This window comes from Pseudomonas sp. MF4836, assembly GCF_002018875.1.
In the GTDB taxonomy this organism is placed as follows: Bacteria; Pseudomonadota; Gammaproteobacteria; order Pseudomonadales; family Pseudomonadaceae; genus Aquipseudomonas.
The window spans coordinates 27,926-47,418 of sequence record NZ_MVOL01000001.1 but is presented as its reverse complement, the minus strand read 5'-3'; the positions used below and the strand labels follow the sequence as shown (position 1 = coordinate 47,418).

The window sequence follows — 19,493 nt, the reverse complement described above, 5'->3', positions numbered from 1 at the left end:
CGGCACCGAACGCGCGTGTTCAACCCGTGGAGCGCGCCTGGAGCGCATCTGCCGGGTGTGCCGAGGAAGCAAGCGACAAGCGTCGCTCGCGGCTGGTGCGGGTAATGTAATACACGAAATAGCACCAGGCGATGAACGGCAAACCGAAGTACAGGGCCACGCGCTGCTCCGGGTCGAAGGCGATGCCGACACAGGCCAGGGCGCAGCACGCCAGCGCTCCCAGCGGCACCCAGGGGTAGCCGCGAACCCGGAACTTGAGGTCGCGGATATCCCCGCCATTGGCCACATAGTGCCGACGAAAGCCGATCTGGCTGGCGGCGATGCTCATCCACACCACCACCACCGCCAGCCCGGAGATCGACACCAGCGCCAGGTAGATGGTGTCGGCGGCGAACACGCTGCTGAGCAACGACGCAGCGCCGCCGGCCATGCTCACGATGATCGCGTTGAGCGGCGTGCCCATGCGGGTCAGGGCCGAGAACTGCTTGGGCAGGTGGCCCTGGTCGCTCAGGGTCCAGAGCATGCGCGAGGCGGCATACAGCCCGGAGTTGGCGGCCGACAGCAGCGCGCTGATGATCACGAAGTTCATGATGTCAGCCGAGTACGGAATGCCGATGTAGGTGAACACCGTGACAAACGGGCTCTCCACCAGGCCGGCCTGCTCCCGGGGCAACAGGGTGGCGAGGACGAAGATGGTGCCGACAAAGAAGATCGCCAGGCGCAGCACGGTGGTGCGGATCGCCCGCGGCACATTGCGCTGCGGGTCCTTGGTTTCACCGGCGGCGATGCCGATCAGCTCGGTGCCGGAAAACGCGAACGACACCGCCAGCAAGGTCATGGCAATCGGCATGAAACCGGTGGGGAACAAGCCCTCGCGGGTGAAGTTGCCAAGGCCGATGCTGTGCACCTGATCGATCTGCAACAGGCCGAGAATCGCCCCGCCACCGATCAGCAGAAACACCACCACGGTGATCACCTTCACCAGCGACAGCCAGAACTCGGTCTCGGCAAACAGGCGCACCGACACCACGTTGGTCAGGAACACCACCCCGGCGAACAGCGCGCTCCAGATCCACACCGGGGTGTCGGGAAACCAGCGCGACATGAGAATGCCGGCGGCGGTGAATTCCGAGCCGATGGCCACGGTCCAGGTCAGCCAGTACAGCCAGGCCACGGTGTAGCCGGTGCCCGGGCCGAGAAAGCGCGTGGCGTAGGTGCTGAAGGAGCCGGTTTCCGGCATCTGCACCGCCAGCTCGCCCAGGCACATCATGACCATGTAGACCATCAGCGCGCCGATGATATAAGCGATCACCGCGCCCAAAGGACCGGCCTGGTTGACGGTGTAACCGGAGGTCAGGAACAGCCCGGTCCCGATCACGCCGCCCAAGGCCAGCATGACGATGTGGCGGGTCTGCATTTCCTGCTTGAAGCCGCTGCGCGCGGCGATTTGTTGTGGGGTACTGGACATGATTTTTCTCATGAAAGGGGTCAGGGCAAGGGTCGACGTCTGCGTCACAGACACGGGCAGAAATCAAAGGCGATGCCGACAGGTTTTTATTTTTTTTGGCTCTTCATGGAGAACTCACGGCGACCTTGCCGTGAGGGGGTGTGGCTGAACTCAGTTGGCGGCCTCAACGCAGGGTTCGGCCAGGGATGTCTGGACCGCAGCGTCCGGCTGCAGTGAACGTCTGACCCAGGCGAAAGCCTGCTTCAGGTCGGCGAGCAGATCGTCGGTGTCTTCAATGCCCACCGAGACCCGCACCAGGCCTTCGGAAATGCCCAGGGCCAGGCGTTCTTCGAGGGTATTTTCAACGTGGCTGGTGGTGCGCGCCGGGCCGTAGATGGTTTCCACCGCCCCCAGGTTGCCGGCGCAATGGGCATAGCGCAGGCGCGGCAGCAGCAGCTTGACCGTGTCCATGCCGCCCACCAGCACAAAGCTGACGATGGCGCCAAAGCCGCGCATCTGCGCACAGGCCACGGCGTGATTCGGGTGGTTGGGCAGCCCCGGGTAATTCACCGACTCCACCAGCGGCTCGCTGCCCAGGAACTCAGCCAGGGCCCGCGCGCTGTGCTGCTGCTGACGCACGCGCAGGGCCAGGGTCTTGATGCCGCGGATGATCAGGTACGCCGAAAACGGGTCGAGGGCGGCGCCGTTGATTTCCCGGTAGTGCCGCACCTGGGCCATCAGCGTTTCGCTGCCACACACCAGGCCGCCCAACACGTCGCCGTGGCCGCTGAGGAACTTGGTGGCGCTGTGGATCACCACGTCCACCCCGAGGGCCAGGGGGTTCTGGTTCAGTGGCGTGGCAAAGGTATTGTCGGCCACCACCAGCGCACCGACCTGTTTCGCCGCGGCCACCAGGCGCTGGATGTCGACGATTTTCAGGGTCGGGTTGGTCGGGGTCTCGAGGTACAGCACATCGCAGCCCTTGGCGATTTCCCGTTCGATTTGCTGATGGTCGAAGGTTTCACACAGGGTCACCGCCACGCCCATGCGCGGCAGGAACTCTTCGAAAATCTTGTTGGTGCCGCCGTAGCTGTCCTTGGTCGAGACCACCCGTTGGCCATGCTGCAAAAAGCTGTAGAGCACGCTGCTGATGGCGGCCATGCCACTGCTGAAGGCCACGGCGGATTCGGCGTTTTCCAGGGCGCAGAGCTTGGCTTCCAGCACCTCCACCGTGGGGTTGCTCATGCGGCTGTAGATAAAGCCCGGGGCCTTGCCCAGCGCCACGTCGTACCACTGGTCGATGTCGTCGTAGCCGTAGGCGGCACTGGCGACAATCGGCGTCTGGGTGGCGTTGTAGGGGTGCTTGACCTGCTCGCCGCCCCAGACCACGCGGGTCCCGGTGCCGGCAGAGTGCAGCCCTGTGCTTTCAGGTTTCTTATTCATGGTGAAGGCTCACGCTAAAGGGCGCGCAGTCAGGGACTGCGCTGGATCTGCGGGCCAATATAGAGAAAAGCCCACGCCCCGAGAAACGATGTTATCGGGGCCAAAGGGGCGGTTTTTTTAATGGCTGGAAGGAGCCATGCACGCGTCTGGAGTCAGGCCCCATTCCCCCCTCGGGCAAGGGTTGTTCAAACGCCGAGCTGCACGGCTATCCACTGCGCCACTTGCTGCCGGATGTCGGCCAGCGCCGAGACATGGCCCACAATCACCCGCTCGGATTGCCCCTCTTTGTCGAGGTAAGAACACAGTGGCTGAATGTCCTCGTCGAGCACCACCCTGAGGGTTTCGCCTGTGCGTTCATGTTTGGCGGAGAAGATCGGATTGCCGTCAAAAAACGGCTGGCCATTGGCGAAGGTGGTCCTGTAGTAAGGCGTATTCATCAGGTTGGCGTCTGCCTGCCGGCGCTTGATTTCAGCCTGGAAAAACTCGCTGAAGTGGCGCTCCAGCGCCTGGTAGACGGCGGTATCCGCCCGGTATTCATCGAACATGTTGTGCCCCTTGCTCCTGCTGCCTCACGACGCAGACCTCAAGATCCGCTGCACTTCCCTGACCACTCCCGGGTCGCGTTTTGCATGGCGGGCAATGACATCCAGCCCCAGGGCCACGCCCTCTTGACCTTCGGCGCTGGCGCTGCGAAAGACCTTTTTGAAAAAGGCCATGGCCTGGGATTTTTCATAGTGCCGGGCAATCAGATCACCCAGGACCCAACATCCGTCCAGGTAGGTGTAGCGAGGGTAGTTTTCGCCGGCCACCTGCAACAACGCCTGTCGTTGCGCCAGCGACAACTGGTGCATGTCGGCGGCCAGGTTCACCAGGAAATACTCGATGCCGCGCTTATTGAACAACGCATCGACCGTGAGTATCTCCAGCAGCAGGGCAAAACCCGCGTCGGGGTAATGCTCGTGACTCAAGGCCAGGCTGGCATGCTCGATGGCCAGTGCCTGCACGCGCTTGCCGACCTTCTTGCCGGTGGTGGCGTACAACGCGGCCCTGATGGTTTCTACTGCGACTGCGTCTTGCACAACGCGCTCCTTGGTTCGTCATGGACATCCGGATCAAGCACTTTGATTTCAGGCAGGCATACCGCTGATGGATAACGGCCGCTCAGCGATACTCCAAGACCCGGGCCCAGTCGCCCAGGCCTTGGGCGAAGGTCCGGTCCGCGTGCAATGAGGCAACCGCATCACGGTACAGCGGCATCCCGGCGATTGCCTGCTCATCCTCGACACTCAACACCACCGCCTTACCCTGCTTGCGCTCAAGCACATACTGTTGCCCTGCCCCATAGTCATAGGCATCGACGATGGCGCTTTCGGCTGCGCTCAAACTGGCGGGCGTGGCCTCGGAGAAAAACATCGCGAAATCGGCAAGCGCATACAGGTAAAGGTTTTTCAGAATCTCGGCGGTGCCTGCGCCCTGCTCATCGACCACTGCTGCGTCTATGGCAGCGTCCAGGGCCTGCGTGTTCAAGGTCGCAGCTCCCGCCGCCAGGCAGCCCCAGGCCAGGTCGATAAAGCGATGCGCCTGCTGCGGCAGTGCGATGCCCTGCCCTTCAAGCCAAGGACCCAACCTGTCGAAGGCCTTGAGCAGGACAAACAGCGCCACCTGTTCCGAGTCGTTCACCGTGTTCCCTCATCAACGTTTGGCGCGCAGGATAATTGACTGCGCCTGATCGCGTCCCGCGAATGATCGCCCGCCTGGCCGGCCTTGAAAAAAAGGCGCTTATTTCTTGCGCCGCGATCCTGGGCGAGGCCAAGCTGTCGCCCTTGCCCAGCGACCACGACCTGCAGGACTGCACCATGACCCGCACCGAACACCTGTGCCTGATGGCCCGCTACAACCAGTGGATGAACCACAACCTGTACGCCGCGGCGATGACCCTGCCGGACAGCGCCATCGGCCTCGATCGCCAAGCCTTTTTCGGCTCGATCCTCGGGACCTTGAATCACCTGCTGGCGGGGGACATCGTCTGGCTCCAGCGTTTTGCCGGACACCCGGCGCGGCACGAGGCATTGGAACCGCTGCGGCAGATGGCGCCGCCGGTGAATCTCAAGGCGTTGCTGGCGCCCGATATTCGGGCCCTGTGGCAACAGCGTCAGGCACTGGACCAGGCGTTGCTCGACTGGACCCAGGCCCTGAGCGAAACCGACCTCGATCACGACCTGCAGTACCGCAACCTGCAAGGCGAAACCGGCGCGCGTAACCTCTACGCCCTGCTGCTGCATTTTTTCAATCATCAGACCCACCACCGGGGCCAGGCCACGACTCTGCTGACTCAGGCCGGGGTGGAGGTGGGTGATACCGACCCTGGTGGGGTTGATCCCCGCGCGCTGATCAGCCTGCAGCCAGGCGCCCGAGCAGCAGCGGCAGCGCGCTTTCGCGCCAGAACTGCGGGGAAATACCGCCGCTGCTCATGCCGCCATGGGCGAAGGTTTCGACGAAAAAATGGGTTGGCGTCGCCAGGGGTTTGCCAGTCAGCCGCTCGAACGCCTGGGTGATCGAATCCTCAAGTTCTGCCGCCGTTGCCGGCAGCGGCGTATTGGCAAAATGCGCGGCCATGGCCCGCCATAAATACGGGTCGCCGCGCAGGCCCCAGGGCATGGGTTCTTCGATAAATAACTCACCTGTGGTGCGGTAAATCGTCATCGCCAGCCAGCTCCCCGGTGTTAGTCGTTGATTGAGGGCGAACAATCTAGCGTCAAGCCCAGGCTTCTGCGACCATGCGCGCGGAAAAAACCGCTCGCTAAGGAATGGCCTCATCAAAACGCTCAATATCCTGCTCGTGCTCTGCCTGGTGTCCCTCACCGGCTGCGGCACCTTTATTGCCCGCCTCAGCTCCAACGCCAGCGGTTCGGGGACCTACCAGGGCACCTCGGCCAACGTCGCGCTGCTCACCACCTACGGCGCACGCGGCTACGACGGCTACGCCACGATCTTCTGCTGGTTCACCATCGTCTGCCCGGTCGTGGCCATCGTCACCTTGCCGGCCGATGTGGTGGTCGACACCGTGATGCTGCCCGTCGACGCCTGACCCGCGTTCAACCCGTTGCTCGCCCGGTGCTGCGCCGGGTGTCTTGCTGCCCGGCCTTGCTCCCTGGAAACCTCATCATCAAGATTCTCGCCCGCTTGCTACTGCTCAATACGCTGCTGCTTTCCGGCTGCGGCACCTATATGGCCCGGGTTCCGGGGACCTACGACTGGCGCGACGACCGCTATTACCGTGGGACCAAGACCAGCGCCCAGCTGCTCACCGGGTATGAGATGGGCTACGGCAAAATCCTGCGGGGCATATGCTGGGTCACGGTGGTGTGCCCGGTCTATATCGTCGTCACCCTGCCAGCGGATGCGCTGATCGACACCGTGCTGCTGCCTTACGATGCGGTCCAGCCAGAGCGGCCAAAAATGCAGCCCTATGACTACGACCCCGCCCCCGTGGCCCCGCTGACGCCCGAGGAGATATACGAGCTGCAGCACCCATCGGAACACTGACCCCTGGGCCCGGGCCTCAGGCAGTCAGCGGGCGATCACGCAAGCGACAACTGGCGCCCAGGGCGTCGGCCCGGGGCCGGCCGAACAGGTAACCCTGGCCCCACTCGCTGCCGCAGGCGGTGGCCAGGGCCAGGTCGGCCTCGGTCTCGATGCCTTCGATAATCACGCAGGGCGCCAGGGTCTTGCACAGTTGCACCAGGTGGCCGAGGGTCTGGGCGCTGTTGGTTTCCAGGCGGGCGCGCTGCAGGTAGCCCTGATCGATCTTGACGATGTCAGGGCGGGTCTTGCGGATGAATTCCAGGGTGCCCAGGCCCGAGCCGAAATCATCGATGGCCACCCGGCAACCCAGCTCGCGCAAGCACAGGACAAACTCGATGGCCGCCCCGGTGCTGGGCGGACGGGCGCTTTCAGTGATCTCGATCACCAGCCGCGAGGCCACCGAGGGCGTGCCCCGCAGCTGGGTCAGAATCTCCTGCCAGAAGGTGTCGATGATCGCGCTCTGCGCAGAGATATTGCAGCCCAGGCGCAGGTGCTCATCGGCCTGCAACCGGTCGATCACGCACTGCACCACGCTGCGGTCGAGGTCGCGCATCATCTGGTGCTGCTCCATCAGGGCGAAGGGATAACTTTCGGGCCCCTGGGCATCGGCACGGCGCAGCAATCCCTCCTGATACAACACGCGGCTGCTGCCCGGCAGCCACACCACAGGCTGGAAGGCCAACAGCAACTGGCCCCGTGACAGCTCCCGGTAAAAGTCCCTGACTCTTTGCATGACACGTCCATAGGCAGGGCCACGGCGAGTTGCGCGCCACGGCCATGGTTGATTGCCGGCCATGATCGACCCTCGGAGAGCTGCCCGGAAGTGTTCCCGGGTACCTTTCGCTTGTCCTGGGAAACGCGCATACCCGGTTAATCGACTGCGGCCATTTGTTTATTGCGATCATGCAACGGCCCGCGCGATATCACTTAGCCACTAGTCCAGGAAGAACTATGCACAGAATGACCAGCGCCAGTTTTCGGGTGCTTGCCCATGCCCTGAGTGATGCAGGAGCTAACGTTGACGCTCTGCTCAAGCATTTCGACAGTGGCGAGGACGTCTATGCAAACCCCAAGGGCGTCAAACTGGAACTGGTCTACAAGGTCATGGAAGAAGCGGTACAACGCACCGGCAATGCCGACCTCGGGCTGTTGGCCTATACCCGTGCACACCCGGCTAATCTGGAGGTGCTGGGTTACGCGGTGATGTCATGCGCGACCCTGGGCGCGGCCTTGCAGCGGCTGGTGGATTACCACTCGCTGGTCAGCAATGGCTTTTGCATGTGCCTGGAACGCAAACCCCATGCGTTGAAGCTGATCGGCTTCGACATCACCAACGAACCCTCGCTGACCCCGCGGCCGTTTATCGACGCAGGCACCGCGCAGACCCTGGGCCTGGTGCACTGGCTGCTGCCCAACCACAAGCCCCAGCCCCTGGCGGCGGCCTTTACCTACCCCGAACCCGAGGACACCCGCCTGTTGCGGCGCCTGCTGGGCAACAACCTGCAGTTCGACGCCCCGCACAACAGCCTGACCTTCAGCGCCAGCGATTGCGCGATCGCCCTGCCCAGCGCCGACCCGGCCCTGGACGTGCTGCATGTGGAATACGCCCGCACCCGCCTCAACCAATTGCTCAGCGGCTCGATGACCGCCCAGGTGCGGCGCGTGCTGTCCGAGCGGCTGGCCCAGGGCGGGTCGAGCAACCTGGACCATATCGCCCAGGTAGTGGGGGTCAGCGCCCGCAGCCTGCAACGGCGACTGGGGGATGAAGACATGCATTTCTCGGCGCTGCAGGATGAGGCGCGGCTGATGCTCGCCCATAATTTCCTGCGCAACTCGACCCGCAGCGTCAAATACATCGGCGCCCTGCTGGGCTTTCGCGACCAGAGCAGCTTCCACAAAGCCTGCCTGCGCTGGTTCGGCATGACCCCGGGGCGCTATCGCGCACGATGCTGAAGGCCGGTGGTCCTGACCCAATGCCGGCGCTCTCCAGGGCCAGCGCAGCCTCGCGGGCTCGGCAGCGGCTACAGCGTGCACATTCACCTGGCTGGGCCCATAGGGCGCCGCCGATCGCCTCGCATGGCAAAAACTACCGATCTCTTGCTCTGCGTCACCCTGGCAGCAGGACTGCGGCTGGTGCAGGCCCGCCAGCAACTGGTAGCCTGCTTCGCGGCTTCAGGTCTCGGCTCCGGCATTGAGGCCATCCGCCGCCCGATGACCGCCTCGCCCCTTACTCTTTCACGCTCAAGGTGACGCCTTTGATCAGCAGCACCCCTTCACTTGCCCGCGATATCGACGGCAAGGCCATTTCTGCCCTGGTCCTCGACGAGGTCCGGGAAGAGGTCCTGGCCCTGGCCGGGCAACAGATTTTCCCTGCCCTGGCGGTGGTCCTGGTCGGTGAAGACCCGGCCAGCCAGGTGTATGTGCGCAACAAACTGCTACGGGCCAAGGAAGTCGGGATCCGCTCCCTGGAATACCTGCTGGCCGCCAACGCCAGCCAGGCCGAAGTCCTGGCGCTGATCGCCCGGCTCAACGCCGACGTCACGGTCAACGGCATCCTGGTGCAACTGCCGTTGCCGGCCCATATCGATGAACAGGCGGTGATTCATGCCATCGACCCGATCAAGGACGTGGACGGTTTCCACCGGGAAAACGTCGGCGGCCTGGTGCAGGGCATCGACGTCCTGACCCCGTGTACGCCCAGCGGCTGCATGCGCCTGCTGCACGAAACCTGCGGTGACTTGAGCGGCCTGCACGCGGTGGTCATCGGCCGTTCGAACATTGTCGGCAAACCCATGGCCACCCTGCTGTTGCAGGCCCATTGCTCGGTCAGCGTGGTGCACTCGCGCAGCGTCGACGCCCCGGCGCTGTGCCGCCTGGCAGACATCGTGGTGGCGGCCGTGGGCCGGCCGCAGATGATCGACGCCAGTTGGCTCAAACCCGGAGCGGTGGTGATCGATGTCGGGATCAACCGGATTGCCGGCGAGTCCGGCAGCCGCCTGGTGGGCGATGTGGACTACGCCAGCGCGCGCACCGTGGCCAGCGCCATCACCCCGGTGCCGGGCGGCGTGGGGCCGATGACCATTGCCTACCTGCTGAAAAACACCCTGGTCGCCAGCCAGTTGCAGCGCGCCGCCCAGGCCGCATCCCAGCCGGCACATGGCACTCCTGAACCGGCTCTGTAACCGCTGACCCGCCGCGCGCTCGGGCATGCGGCGGCACGCCCTGTTGCTGGTCGCAGCCGCGCGTGGCGGGTCAGCGGCTACAGGGCGTGGATGGACGGATGGGCGAAGGTGTGAGTGCGGTTGCGGCCCTGGGCCTTGGCCGAGTACAGCGCCTGGTCCGCCAGTTCGATCAACTGGCTTGGGTCGCAAGGCTCATCCTGCGCCACCCAGGTGGCCACCCCCAGGCTCACGGTAATGATCCCGAACGGGCTGCCCAGGTGCGGCAGGCCCGCGCGCTCAATGGTCTGGCGGATGGTTTCGGCCACGGCTCGCGCCCCGGCTTCATCGGTATTGGGCAGGACCACGGCAATCTCTTCGCCGCCGTAGCGCGCCACCCGGTCCCCGGGGCGCCGCACGCACTCCTCGATCAGGCGGCTGATGCTTTTCAGGCATTCATCCCCTGCCAGGTGCCCGTAGTGATCGTTGTAGCGCTTGAACACATCGACATCGATCAGCACCAGCGACAACGGGTTGCCCGTGCGCCGAGCACGCTTGAATTCGATGTCCAGGAAGCCGTCGAAACTGCGACGGTTGGCCAGCCCCGTGAGCTTGTCCTGGGAAGCCAGCACCTCCAGGGCCTGGTTCAGTTCCAGCAGGGTGCCCTGGCTGGCGAGCAGCGCCTGCTCCGCGCCAATCCGCCGGTTGATATGGGTGATCAAACGCCGCCCCAGCACCAGAACCAGCCCCAACAGCAGCAGGACCACCGCCATCGATTGCCGGGTCTGGCTCCACCAGCCTTGCAAGGCCTCGTCACGGCCCACGGCAACGGTGGTCACCAGCGGGTATTGGTCGCTTTTGCGAAAGGCATACAGACGGCGCATGCCATCGACCCTGGAGGCGAAATCCGCAGTGCCCCAATCCTGCTCCTCCAGCGCCTGGGCAAAGATCGGCGCCGAAGACAGGTCGCGGCCGATGTCCGCTTCGTGAAACGGATAACGCAACAGCAGGCGCCCCTGGGACGAGGTCAGGCTGATAACCCCGGTGTCGCCGACGTGGATGCGCTTGTAGAAACCCAGCAGGTAATCCAGGCCGATGCTGACCGACACTACCCCGGCAAAGGAGCCATCGGGATAGTCGATGCGCCGACTCACCGGGATCACCCAGTCGCCGGTGGCACGGCTGCGAATCGCCGGGCCGATAAACGCGGTCCATGAGCGGTGGTCGCGGTGGTAGGTGAAAAACTCGCGATCGGTGACATTCATCGGGCCCAACGCCGTCACCGTGGAAAACTTCAGATCGCCCTGGGCGTCGTACCAGAACATCGCATTGAGCTGCGGCAACGCCGCCATCTGCTGCGCCACCACCCCCCGCAAACGCGACATCTGGCGCGGATCATCCTCCAGGTGCTCGACCCGCTCGGCCAGGCCGATCAGCACCAGCTCGCTCTGCTTGAAGATGCCGTCGGTGTAAGTGTTGAGGGCGTTGGTCAGGTTGACCGTATCGGTCTGGATATCACTCAGGGTGTTGTCGCGAGCGGTCCAGACCTGCCACAGCGTCAACAGAATGACCGATGAACACACCAGGTAGGTCAACAATGAGGCAAGCCGAAGATCGCGTTTCAACAGGGCAGCACCGGTGCAATAGGCAATCGTCAAAAAGGCGCGAAGCTCAGGATCGTCACCCCCAAGGGCAGTGACAAACCCCAGGGCCGAGCAACAGCGCCGTCATGCTGAACACGCCGCCAGCGGGCGGTCCAGCAGAACCATACACCCTGTATCGGCGCCTTGGGCATTTGCTGCAATGCCACAGGCCTGGTCGCCAGGATAAGGCCCACAGCTGACGGTATTAAAAAGGCATGCCATGATCCGCGCGCTGTTGACTGCCCTGCGAGTCCTGGGCAAATGACGCCACGGACCTTTCAACCCTGATACGGAAATCCCATGTCCTTTGTTCCCCCATTTGCCAAACTGCTGCTGGCGCATCTGCAACAGGAAGAACGCCAGCGCGTGCTCAAATCCATCGTCGTCACCGTCGCCCCCGAGCTGTGGCTGAGCCTGGAATCGGCCGCCTTGCTCGACATTCACCGCGACCCGCTCGGCCTCGGTGGCCAACTCGACGAACGCATCGACTACCGCCTCTCAGGCGACCTGGCCGCGCGCACCAACGTCCCGCGCTGGCTGATCGCCGCCGAGCGGCGCAAGGTGGATATCTGGGTCGAGGACAGCTACGCCGAACAGCCCTCCACCGCCCTCGAATTCAAGGTGGTGCACAACAACAAAAATACCTACGACAAGATCTGGCAAATCCGCAACGACCTGGCCAAGGCGATTCCCCGCACCTCTCCCAAGGAGCGCATCGAACGCTGGGGCATCGTGCTCCTGACCTACTCGCGCTTCTACAGCGACCAGCAAGGCGGCTACAGCTACGGCAAATTCGACAGCTGCCAGGCATTCCTCGACGCCTTCAGGCACGGGCTGAATGACCCCGACCCCTGGTACGAAGGTGCACCGCAACTGGAACTGGTGATGGCGCCGACCAAGGTCACGGACCTTGAAGATGCGCACTACATCGAACCCGGGAAAGAAGCCGGGGTGTATCTGGCGCTGGTCAGGTGCAAGGGTCAGGGGTGACACGGAACGGGGCGTAGGGGTGTTCGCCTGCAACGCCAACCGCGCCCGCCACCATCTGCCTGCGCGATACCGCCATCTCAATTCTGCACGACCCACACCCCCTGTATGCAGTTAGGATATGGGTAACTCCCCCGCCCCGGGCCCACGGCCAAGCCGCCGAACCCGAGGAACAATAAAACCGGAGACTGCTCGATGCTGCCCACCGCCACCGCTACGCCTGCTTCCCTGCCGCTGCCCAACGCCCTGCTGGATGAACTGACGCTGTTGCTGGGCCCACGTTTCAGCACCTCGGCCAGTGTTCGCGAACACCATGGCAGCGATATCTCCGCCCTCGACCCCATGCCGCCGCAAGCCGTGGCCTTCGTCAACGGCCTGGATGAAATCGTCGCCGTGCAGCAGGCCTGCCACCGCCACCGGGTACCGATCATTCCCTACGGCAGCGGCAGTTCCCTGGAGGGTTGGGTGCATGCGCTGCATGGCGGGGTGTGCATCGACCTGTCGGCGATGAACCAGATTCTGGAAGTACGCATCGACGATATGGACGTCACCGTGCAACCCGGGGTGACCCGCAAACAGCTGAACGCAGCGCTGCACGGCACCGGCCTGTTCTTCCCCATCGACCCCGGCGCCGATGCCTCCCTGGGCGGCATGGCGGCGACCCGGGCCTCAGGCACCAACGCCGTGCGCTACGGCACCATGCGTGAAAACGTCCTGGCCATGACCGCGGTATTGGCCGATGGCCGGGTGATTCACACCGGGGGTCGGGCGCGTAAATCCTCGGCCGGCTATGACCTGGGCCATCTGCTGATCGGCTCCGGCGGCACCCTGGCCACGGTGGCGGAACTGACGGTCAAGCTGCACCCGATCCCGGAAGCGATTTCCGCCGCGGTGTGCAACTTCCCCAGCGTCGACCAGGCGGTGCGCACGGTGATCCAGGCCATCCAGCTGGGGGTGCCGATTGCCCGTATCGAGCTGATTGACGCCCTCACCGTCCGCGCTCTGAATGCCTACAGCAAGACCCAATTGCACGAGGCACCGTCGCTGTTTTTCGAGCTGCATGGCTCCGAAGCCAGCGTCAAGGAACAGGTGGAGACCATCCGCATGCTGGCCGATGAACACGGCGGCCAGGACTTCGACTGGGCCGTGCACCCCGAAGACCGCAGCCGCCTGTGGCAGGCGCGGCACGACGGTTATTTTGCCGCCATCGCCCTGCGCCCCGGCTGCCGGGCCTTGACCACCGACGCCGTGGTGCCGATCTCGCGCCTGGCCGAATGCATCGAAGCCACGACTGCCGACCTTGAGCAAAACGGCCTGCTGGCGCCGATCTTCGGCCATGTGGGCGATGGCAATTTCCACGCGGTGATCCTGGTCAACCCCGAGGCCCCGAACGAAGTGCAGCGCGCCGAAGAGGTGGCACATCGCTTGGCAGAACGGGCCATCGCCATGAACGGCTCCTGCACCGGCGAGCATGGCATCGGCCTGACCAAGCAAGGCTTCATGAGCCTGGAACACGGACAGAACGCGGTGGATATCATGGCCGCGATCAAGGCCGCCCTCGACCCGCAGCAACTGATGAACCCGGGCAAGATCTTCGTCCGCGGCACGCCAGTCGAATAGGCGTCGGCCCTCAGCGCGCAAGGAAGGCTTATGGAAATCAGGCAACTCAAATACTTCGTCGCCGTGGTCGATGCCGGCAGCCTGTCCCGGGCCTCACGGGAGGTGCACGTGGCGCAATCGGCCCTGAGCAAGCAGATGTCGGCCCTGGAAGCCGAACTCGGCGCGGTGCTGTTCCATCGCAGCAACAGCGGCATCGTCGCCAACGAGGCGGGCAAGGTGTTCTATGAATACGCCCAGGGCATCCTCAAGCACCTGAGCGCGGCCAAGGCCGCGGTCAACCCGCAAGCGGCGACCCTGAGCGGTTCGATCGTGCTCGCCTTGCCGCAAAGCGTGGCCACTATCGTCGCCCTGCCGCTGATGCAGGCCGTGGCCCGCACCTACCCCCAGGTGCAACTGCACTTGAATGAAGAACTCACCGGCAACCTGGTGGACCAACTGGTGCGCGGCCGGGTCGACATCGCCCTGTTCACCGATATCGGCCTGCCCTCGGAAGTCAGCTTCAGCCCGCTGATCGAAGAAGACTTCTACCTGATCCACCGCGCCGGCGCCCCGCACATGCCGCCTCCCGGCGACGTGACCCTGGCCCAGGCGGTGGCGCAGCCCCTGGTGTTCCCCAGCCGCGCCCACAGTCACAGCACCCGCGCCTTTGTCGACCAGGCCGTGGCCCAGCAGCAGTTGCCGCCGGCGACCGTGGCCATGGAAGTCAACTCGGTGCACATCCTCAAAAGCGCGGTGGAGGCCGGCATCGGCCCGAGCATCATGCCGCTCAACCTGGCCCTGCGCGAAGTCGCCGAAGGCCGGCTGGTGGCCCACGCCATCACCCCGCGCGTGGTGTTTCGCACCCTGGGTATCTGCGTGTGCGAGGCCCTGCCCGGCAGCAACCTGCGAACCCTGATCGCCGCCCTGATCGGCCAGGTGGTGCGCGACATGTGCCGCTCCGGCGAATGGCCCGCGACCCGCCTGCTGCCCGAAGGCTGAACCGCTGTTTCACCCATTGCTTCGACAACAAGAATAAAGAGGCTAGCCATGAACCAACCTTCCCCGCCGCCCGCGGCCCTCGACGACGCGGCCCTGCACTCGGCCTACCGCAAGACCGCCTGGCGCATCATCCCGCTGCTGGTGTTGTGCTACCTGGTGGCCTACCTGGACCGGGTCAACGTCGGCTTCGCCAAGTTGCAGATGCTCGACGACCTCAAGTTCAGCGAAGCGGTGTACGGCCTCGGCGCCGGGATCTTCTTCGTCGGCTACCTGCTGTTCGAAATCCCCAGCAACATCGCCCTGCACCGCTTCGGCGCGCGACGCTGGATCGCGCGGATCATGGTCACCTGGGGCCTGCTGTCGGCGGCCATGATGTTTATCGAAACGCCGCTGACCTTCTACGTGCTGCGGCTGCTGATCGGCATTGCCGAAGCCGGCTTCTTCCCCGGCATCATCTTCTACCTCACCACCTGGTTCCCCAGCCAACGCCGGGGGGTGATGACGGCCCTGTTCATCATGGCCCTGCCGATTTCCAGCCTGTTCGGCTCACTGATCTCCGGCCTGATCCTGCAACACCTCAACGGCGTCTCCGGCTACGCCGGCTGGCAATGGCTGTTCGTCATCGAAGGCCTGCCTGCCGTGGCCCTCGGCGCCGCGGTGTTCTTCCTCCTGCGCGACCGCATCGCCGACGCCCACTGGCTCACCGCCGAAGAACGCCACGGCATGCAAGCCGCCATCGACCGCGAAGCCGCACACAAACAAAGCCACCGCCTGCGCGACGGCCTGCTCAACCCACAAATCTGGCTACTGGGCGCGGTGTACTTCTGCCTGGTGCTGGGCCAATACGTCATCAGCTTCTGGCTGCCCACCATCATCCGCAACAGCGGCGTGCAGCAGCCCTGGGCCATCGGCGTACTCACCGCCCTGCCCTACGCCGCCGCAGCGGTGGCCATGGTGATCGTGGGCCGCAGCTCGGACCGCCACGGCGAGTACCGCTGGCACCTGGCAGTCTGCGCGGGGATTGGCGCGCTAGGCGTGGCCTTCGGCACCTTCTTCGGCGACAACCTGATGCTGGCCATGTTCGGCCTCATCATCGGCACCGCCGCCATGATCAGCAGCCTGCCGGTGTTCTGGGGCTTGCCCACCGCTGTGGTGGGCGGCGCCGCAGCCGCTGCGGGCGTGGCGTTGATCAATACCCTGGGCAACGTGGCGGGGTTCTTCAGCACTATTGTGGTGGGGTGGCTGACCCAGGTGACGGGGAATACTCAGGCGGCGATGTACTTTATGGCGGCGATATTGCTGGTGGGTGGGGGCTTGGGGCTGTTGGTAAAACGCGTTCATAAAGCACCCCGGCTGCAGATTGCCTGAAACGGCATGGCTCATCGGCGGGGACAGAATTGTCCAACAGCTTGTTGGACAATTGCCTGGGCGCATCGCCCCTCAATGACCCAAAGCTGCCGGGCTACTTGGTCGCTTACTTGATCGGTTACTTGGTCGCTTTGGCCACAGTCCGGTCACTCCAACCACCAATTCAACAGCGTCTCGTCCTCATCATCATCAAGGTTTTTATAGACGTTCGCGTAGTACCACTGGATCCCGGTTTTTTCGCGGAAGCGGTCGAAAAACCTGTTGATGTTCTCCATCCCGTTTTTTGCAGGAACAGCCAACGCCAAATTGCCTTCGCACACCCCATCCAAGGTGCCACCCAACTCACGAATGACGTCGCTTTCAAGTGCACTGATCACCTCCGGATCAATGTAATCGGCATAGATCTGAATGCAGAAATTACCGCCCCGACGCAGCACTTCAGCCGGTGCTTCGGGATTGCGGATTGAAACGATATCGCCCCGCGCCAGGTTTTGCGCCAGGCCCGGGGAGGACAGCAACTCGTAAGTGTCCTCATCGATCTGCCGCGCCAGCAGCTCCTCGCGAACGGCGCCATCGTCATCGGCCATGTACACCTGAATCAGCACCGGTGATGGTTTATCCAACATAGGGAACTCCACAGATTAACTTGCAGGTTCTGATCAGCCTCACGGCAACACCTCAAACCGTCCGCTGCTTTTATTCCACGCAAACCCCGGCAACGAGCAGCCACTCAAACTGATCCCCACGCGATCCCCCTCGGCCTGCACCTGCAACGTATCCACGCCCTGGTTCGGGCACCCCGGCTCGGCGAGCGCCAGGGTCTGCAAGGGCTTGCCGGTGGCCTTGCTCAGCACCTCAATGGCCGTCACCCGCCGATCATTGCCCTGCATCGGCAACTGGAAATACCAACGCGAGGTGGATGCACTCTGCAACAGCGCGGTGCTCGGCTGCGGCCACGAACGGTCCGAATCCACCAGGCCCACCAGCTTCAGGCTGATGGGCAAAGTCTTGCCGGTGCGATAACTGGTCCAACTGCCGCGTACCTGCTCGCGCTGACGGCTGACCATCAAGTCGTTGAACTGCAAACGCGCCACCGGCAAGCCCTGCTCGTCCAGCTCATCCATGGCCAGCACCTTATTGCTGAAACTGAAGGTCGGCTTGAGCCGGATCGGCGTGCGATAGCGCTGGTAGGCGTAAGTGCCCTGGTACACGGCGTTCTGGTTACCCAGGGTCAGCACAATCGCCTGCTTGCCCAAGGTGCCCTCATACACCCCATGAGCCGCCTGCGCCGGCAGCATCCACAGCACCAGCAGCCCCGCCGCCAATCCGCGATAAAAATCACCCCACCCCATCAGAAACGCTCCTCGCCAGACGACAGAAACTCCAGCCGATCCGGGCTGATTACCCGGTAATAATCCCAACGCCGAGTGCGCTGATCGAAATTGATAAAGTCCTGCTTGCTGAACTCCATCTGGCCACTGGGCGAAAAGCGCAACGTACCGTCCACGGCGAACTGCTCCAGCAGCGGATGGCGCAGGTACTGCTGGCTTTCACGGTTGTACAGGTAGTACTGAGTGGGCCCGCACAACAGCCGGCCATCCGACTCCGCCAGGCGATAACTCTGGGCCTGAAAATCCATCGGCGACCCGGCCTGGAAATGCCCGAAAGTCAGCGTCCCGGTGCCAACCGCAGGCATGCACCACGGCCCACTGATCTCCTGCACCTGCGTCCCCGTGACACGACTCATCACCCGAATACGGTCCACCCGCGCCACCTCCTCCCCGGCCTTGCGCGCGGCATGCACACTGAAATAGAAATCCTTGTCCTGCACCGGCTGCAACAACTCACCGTCAAAGGCATCCCGCTGACTGTCACCAAAACGCGTTACCCGCTGCAACTGCAACGGCTGCTGCGCGCCCGTGCGCAGATCGACAAAAGAGCCCTGCAGCGCATCAGCACCTTCAGTGAAAGGCAGCAACGACACGGCCGCCGCCGGCAGGGTCGGGTTGTCCATGATATTGATCAACAGCCCCGCGCCCTGGCGAAACGGCGTCAGCTCCAAAGGAATGGGCAAGCGCTCGGCTTCGGTGAACCAATAACCGGAGAAGCCACCGCCGTATTGCGAGTCGTAGGTTAGAGCCAGCTCAACCGGGGTGGCGCCGAGGGTGCCGCGGTAGGTGGTGGTGGGGTTGGCGTGGGCTGCTGAGGTGGTTAGGGCGAGGCCTAGCAGGAGGGCTGGGGCCAGGAGGTGAGGCAGGTAACGCCGTTTGCCAGCCCTTGTTTGCGTACAGCCATCAATGGACCGGGTCATGCGGGCGCTCCTTGCTGAGGGGGGAAAGGGGCGCAGGATAGCAAAATCGATTGAAGGTCAGATGGTTTTACCGAGGCCTGGCCCGATTCTGAAATTGTCCAACAGGCTGTTGGACAATTGCCGTGGAGCCACAGCTTGCTGCTGATCACCAAGCTGAACGTGCCACAAGAACGCCTGGCCTACGCCCAACGAGCCGTTGAATACGGCGGGGCCCGAAACGTGCTGGGCATGCACATCGAAACTCGCTTGCTGGAGCGTGAAGGCATGGCACAAACCAACTTCTCAACGCAGCTACCGGCCCCCAACTCGGACCTGGCGCAACAGGTACTGAAAGCCCCTTATGTGTTCGACTTTCTCGATGTGAGCCGGGAGGCAAACGAGCGCGATATCGAACATGCCCTGGTACAGCATGTCACCCGATTTCTGCTGGAATTGGGGGCAGGTTTTGCCTTTGTTGGCCGGCAAGTGGCACTGGAAGTGGGTGGAGAAGACTTCTTCATCGACCTGCTTTTTTATCACCTCAAGCTGCACTGCTATGTGGTCATCGAACTGAAGTCTGACAAGTTCAAGCCTGAACACCTGGGCCAGTTGGGCTTCTACCTGACAGTCGTGGACAGCCAGATGAAAAGCCAGCACGACGCCCCCAGCATCGGCTTGCTGTTGTGCAAAAGCAAAAACGAGGTAGTGGCAGAATACGCATTGCGTGACAGCGCCAAACCCATGGGCGTCGCGGAGTGTCAACTGAGGGCGGCGCTACCGGCGGAGCTGCAATCGACCTTGCCTAGCATCGAGCAGATTGAGCAGGAATTGGCTGAGTGCTGCCAAACCGGATGTAGCAGGTGCTGGCTATAGGTCACTTCCCCGTAACGCGGCTAACGCCATAAATCAGCCCGCCCCTACCGACAAACAGGACAGGTAACCAGAACCTTTAAGGCTACGCCACACCGAGTGTG

Annotated in this window: 19 protein-coding genes and 2 pseudogenes; 10 read left to right on the top strand and 11 right to left on the bottom strand. The window is 63.4% G+C overall.

What is annotated here, in order from left to right:
• Positions 1-19: 19 nt before the first annotated feature.
• The 5 genes from MF4836_RS00255 to MF4836_RS00235 form a co-directional block, all read right to left on the bottom strand.
• Positions 20-1,468, bottom strand: a complete 1,449-nt coding sequence (locus MF4836_RS00255) for an amino acid permease (protein WP_078468559.1) — start codon at positions 1,466-1,468, stop codon at positions 20-22.
• Between the two features lie 150 nt (positions 1,469-1,618).
• On the bottom strand, positions 1,619-2,890 hold the full coding sequence (locus MF4836_RS00250; RefSeq protein WP_078468558.1) for a cystathionine gamma-synthase family protein: 1,272 nt from the start codon (positions 2,888-2,890) through the stop codon (positions 1,619-1,621).
• A 185-nt stretch (positions 2,891-3,075) separates the two neighbouring features.
• The gene (locus MF4836_RS00245) at positions 3,076-3,435 is read right to left on the bottom strand and encodes a hypothetical protein (protein WP_078468557.1); all 360 of its coding nucleotides are present in this window, start codon (positions 3,433-3,435) and stop codon (positions 3,076-3,078) included.
• A gap of 24 nt (positions 3,436-3,459) precedes the next feature.
• Complete coding sequence (locus tag MF4836_RS00240) at positions 3,460-3,969, bottom strand: hypothetical protein (protein WP_078468556.1); 510 nt, start codon at positions 3,967-3,969, stop codon at positions 3,460-3,462.
• Positions 3,970-4,051: 82 nt separating this feature from the next.
• Complete coding sequence (locus MF4836_RS00235) at positions 4,052-4,570, bottom strand: hypothetical protein (RefSeq protein ID WP_078468555.1); 519 nt, start codon at positions 4,568-4,570, stop codon at positions 4,052-4,054.
• A gap of 176 nt (positions 4,571-4,746) precedes the next feature.
• Here MF4836_RS00235 and MF4836_RS00230 point away from each other — a divergent pair.
• Positions 4,747-5,253: pseudogene (locus MF4836_RS00230) on the top strand (DinB family protein); the annotation flags it as partial.
• A gap of 28 nt (positions 5,254-5,281) precedes the next feature.
• On the opposite strand, the gene MF4836_RS36040 reads toward MF4836_RS00230, so the two are convergent.
• Entirely contained in the window at positions 5,282-5,593 is a 312-nt protein-coding gene (locus tag MF4836_RS36040; protein ID WP_078468554.1) for a hypothetical protein, read from the bottom strand.
• A gap of 148 nt (positions 5,594-5,741) precedes the next feature.
• Here MF4836_RS36040 and MF4836_RS00220 point away from each other — a divergent pair, with 148 nt between their 5' ends.
• Together MF4836_RS00220 and MF4836_RS00215 are read left to right on the top strand one after the other, a co-directional pair.
• A complete protein-coding gene (locus MF4836_RS00220; protein ID WP_238596103.1) occupies positions 5,742-5,978 on the top strand; it encodes a YceK/YidQ family lipoprotein in 237 nt (78 codons plus the stop codon).
• Between the two features lie 95 nt (positions 5,979-6,073).
• Positions 6,074-6,436, top strand: a complete 363-nt coding sequence (locus MF4836_RS00215; RefSeq protein WP_238596102.1) for a YceK/YidQ family lipoprotein — start codon at positions 6,074-6,076, stop codon at positions 6,434-6,436.
• 16 nt (positions 6,437-6,452) lie between these two features.
• Here the strand turns inward: MF4836_RS00215 and MF4836_RS00210 are convergent, their stop codons facing one another.
• Entirely contained in the window at positions 6,453-7,208 is a 756-nt protein-coding gene (locus tag MF4836_RS00210; protein ID WP_078468553.1) for an EAL domain-containing protein, read from the bottom strand.
• 218 nt (positions 7,209-7,426) lie between these two features.
• Between MF4836_RS00210 and MF4836_RS00205 the strand changes: the two genes are divergently transcribed.
• Both MF4836_RS00205 and MF4836_RS00200 read left to right on the top strand, forming a co-directional pair.
• Positions 7,427-8,428 (top strand): AraC family transcriptional regulator, encoded by a 1,002-nt coding sequence (locus tag MF4836_RS00205; RefSeq protein ID WP_078468552.1) that lies wholly within the window; start codon positions 7,427-7,429, stop codon positions 8,426-8,428.
• 293 nt (positions 8,429-8,721) lie between these two features.
• On the top strand, positions 8,722-9,657 hold the full coding sequence (locus MF4836_RS00200) for a bifunctional 5,10-methylenetetrahydrofolate dehydrogenase/5,10-methenyltetrahydrofolate cyclohydrolase (RefSeq protein WP_078468551.1): 936 nt from the start codon (positions 8,722-8,724) through the stop codon (positions 9,655-9,657).
• Between the two features lie 77 nt (positions 9,658-9,734).
• Here the strand turns inward: MF4836_RS00200 and MF4836_RS00195 are convergent, their stop codons facing one another.
• Positions 9,735-11,258, bottom strand: a complete 1,524-nt coding sequence (locus tag MF4836_RS00195; protein ID WP_078469117.1) for a sensor domain-containing diguanylate cyclase — start codon at positions 11,256-11,258, stop codon at positions 9,735-9,737.
• Between the two features lie 318 nt (positions 11,259-11,576).
• On the opposite strand from MF4836_RS00195, the gene MF4836_RS00190 reads away from it, so the two are divergent.
• The 4 genes from MF4836_RS00190 (at position 11,577) to MF4836_RS00175 (ending at position 16,229) form a co-directional block, all read left to right on the top strand.
• A complete protein-coding gene (locus MF4836_RS00190) occupies positions 11,577-12,266 on the top strand; it encodes a hypothetical protein (RefSeq protein WP_078468550.1) in 690 nt (229 codons plus the stop codon).
• Positions 12,267-12,458: 192 nt separating this feature from the next.
• On the top strand, positions 12,459-13,883 hold the full coding sequence (locus MF4836_RS00185; protein ID WP_078468549.1) for an FAD-binding oxidoreductase: 1,425 nt from the start codon (positions 12,459-12,461) through the stop codon (positions 13,881-13,883).
• 30 nt (positions 13,884-13,913) lie between these two features.
• Complete coding sequence (locus MF4836_RS00180; RefSeq protein WP_078468548.1) at positions 13,914-14,861, top strand: LysR family transcriptional regulator; 948 nt, start codon at positions 13,914-13,916, stop codon at positions 14,859-14,861.
• 48 nt (positions 14,862-14,909) lie between these two features.
• The gene (locus tag MF4836_RS00175; RefSeq protein WP_078468547.1) at positions 14,910-16,229 is read left to right on the top strand and encodes an MFS transporter; all 1,320 of its coding nucleotides are present in this window, start codon (positions 14,910-14,912) and stop codon (positions 16,227-16,229) included.
• A gap of 146 nt (positions 16,230-16,375) precedes the next feature.
• Here MF4836_RS00175 and MF4836_RS00170 read toward each other — a convergent pair whose 3' ends face one another.
• From MF4836_RS00170 to MF4836_RS00160, 3 genes are read right to left on the bottom strand one after another with little or no spacing between them, the layout of a single operon-like run.
• On the bottom strand, positions 16,376-16,855 hold the full coding sequence (locus MF4836_RS00170; protein ID WP_078468546.1) for a DUF4265 domain-containing protein: 480 nt from the start codon (positions 16,853-16,855) through the stop codon (positions 16,376-16,378).
• A gap of 39 nt (positions 16,856-16,894) precedes the next feature.
• Positions 16,895-17,581 carry a hypothetical protein gene (locus MF4836_RS00165; protein WP_078468545.1) on the bottom strand — a complete coding sequence of 229 codons (687 nt, stop codon included), beginning with the start codon at positions 17,579-17,581 and terminating at the stop codon, positions 16,895-16,897.
• Entirely contained in the window at positions 17,581-18,540 is a 960-nt protein-coding gene (locus MF4836_RS00160; RefSeq protein ID WP_078468544.1) for a hypothetical protein, read from the bottom strand. The genes MF4836_RS00165 and MF4836_RS00160 overlap by 1 nt, the downstream gene beginning before the upstream one ends.
• 66 nt (positions 18,541-18,606) lie before the next feature.
• Here MF4836_RS00160 and MF4836_RS00155 point away from each other — a divergent pair.
• Positions 18,607-19,392, top strand: a pseudogene (locus MF4836_RS00155) (PDDEXK nuclease domain-containing protein); the annotation flags it as partial.
• Between the last annotated feature and the right edge of the window lie 101 nt (positions 19,393-19,493).

Coding starts and splice junctions, on each gene's coding strand:
- MF4836_RS00255 (WP_078468559.1), bottom strand. CDS start 1,468: ATGTCCAGTACCCCACAACAAATCGCCGCGCGCAGCGGCTTCAAGCAG.
- MF4836_RS00250 (WP_078468558.1), bottom strand. CDS start 2,890: ATGAATAAGAAACCTGAAAGCACAGGGCTGCACTCTGCCGGCACCGGG.
- MF4836_RS00245 (WP_078468557.1), bottom strand. CDS start 3,435: ATGTTCGATGAATACCGGGCGGATACCGCCGTCTACCAGGCGCTGGAG.
- MF4836_RS36040 (WP_078468554.1), bottom strand. CDS start 5,593: ATGACGATTTACCGCACCACAGGTGAGTTATTTATCGAAGAACCCATG.
- MF4836_RS00210 (WP_078468553.1), bottom strand. CDS start 7,208: ATGCAAAGAGTCAGGGACTTTTACCGGGAGCTGTCACGGGGCCAGTTG.
- MF4836_RS00205 (WP_078468552.1), top strand. CDS start 7,427: ATGCACAGAATGACCAGCGCCAGTTTTCGGGTGCTTGCCCATGCCCTG.
- MF4836_RS00190 (WP_078468550.1), top strand. CDS start 11,577: ATGTCCTTTGTTCCCCCATTTGCCAAACTGCTGCTGGCGCATCTGCAA.
- MF4836_RS00185 (WP_078468549.1), top strand. CDS start 12,459: ATGCTGCCCACCGCCACCGCTACGCCTGCTTCCCTGCCGCTGCCCAAC.
- MF4836_RS00180 (WP_078468548.1), top strand. CDS start 13,914: ATGGAAATCAGGCAACTCAAATACTTCGTCGCCGTGGTCGATGCCGGC.
- MF4836_RS00175 (WP_078468547.1), top strand. CDS start 14,910: ATGAACCAACCTTCCCCGCCGCCCGCGGCCCTCGACGACGCGGCCCTG.
- MF4836_RS00170 (WP_078468546.1), bottom strand. CDS start 16,855: ATGTTGGATAAACCATCACCGGTGCTGATTCAGGTGTACATGGCCGAT.
- MF4836_RS00165 (WP_078468545.1), bottom strand. CDS start 17,581: ATGGGGTGGGGTGATTTTTATCGCGGATTGGCGGCGGGGCTGCTGGTG.
- MF4836_RS00160 (WP_078468544.1), bottom strand. CDS start 18,540: ATGACCCGGTCCATTGATGGCTGTACGCAAACAAGGGCTGGCAAACGG.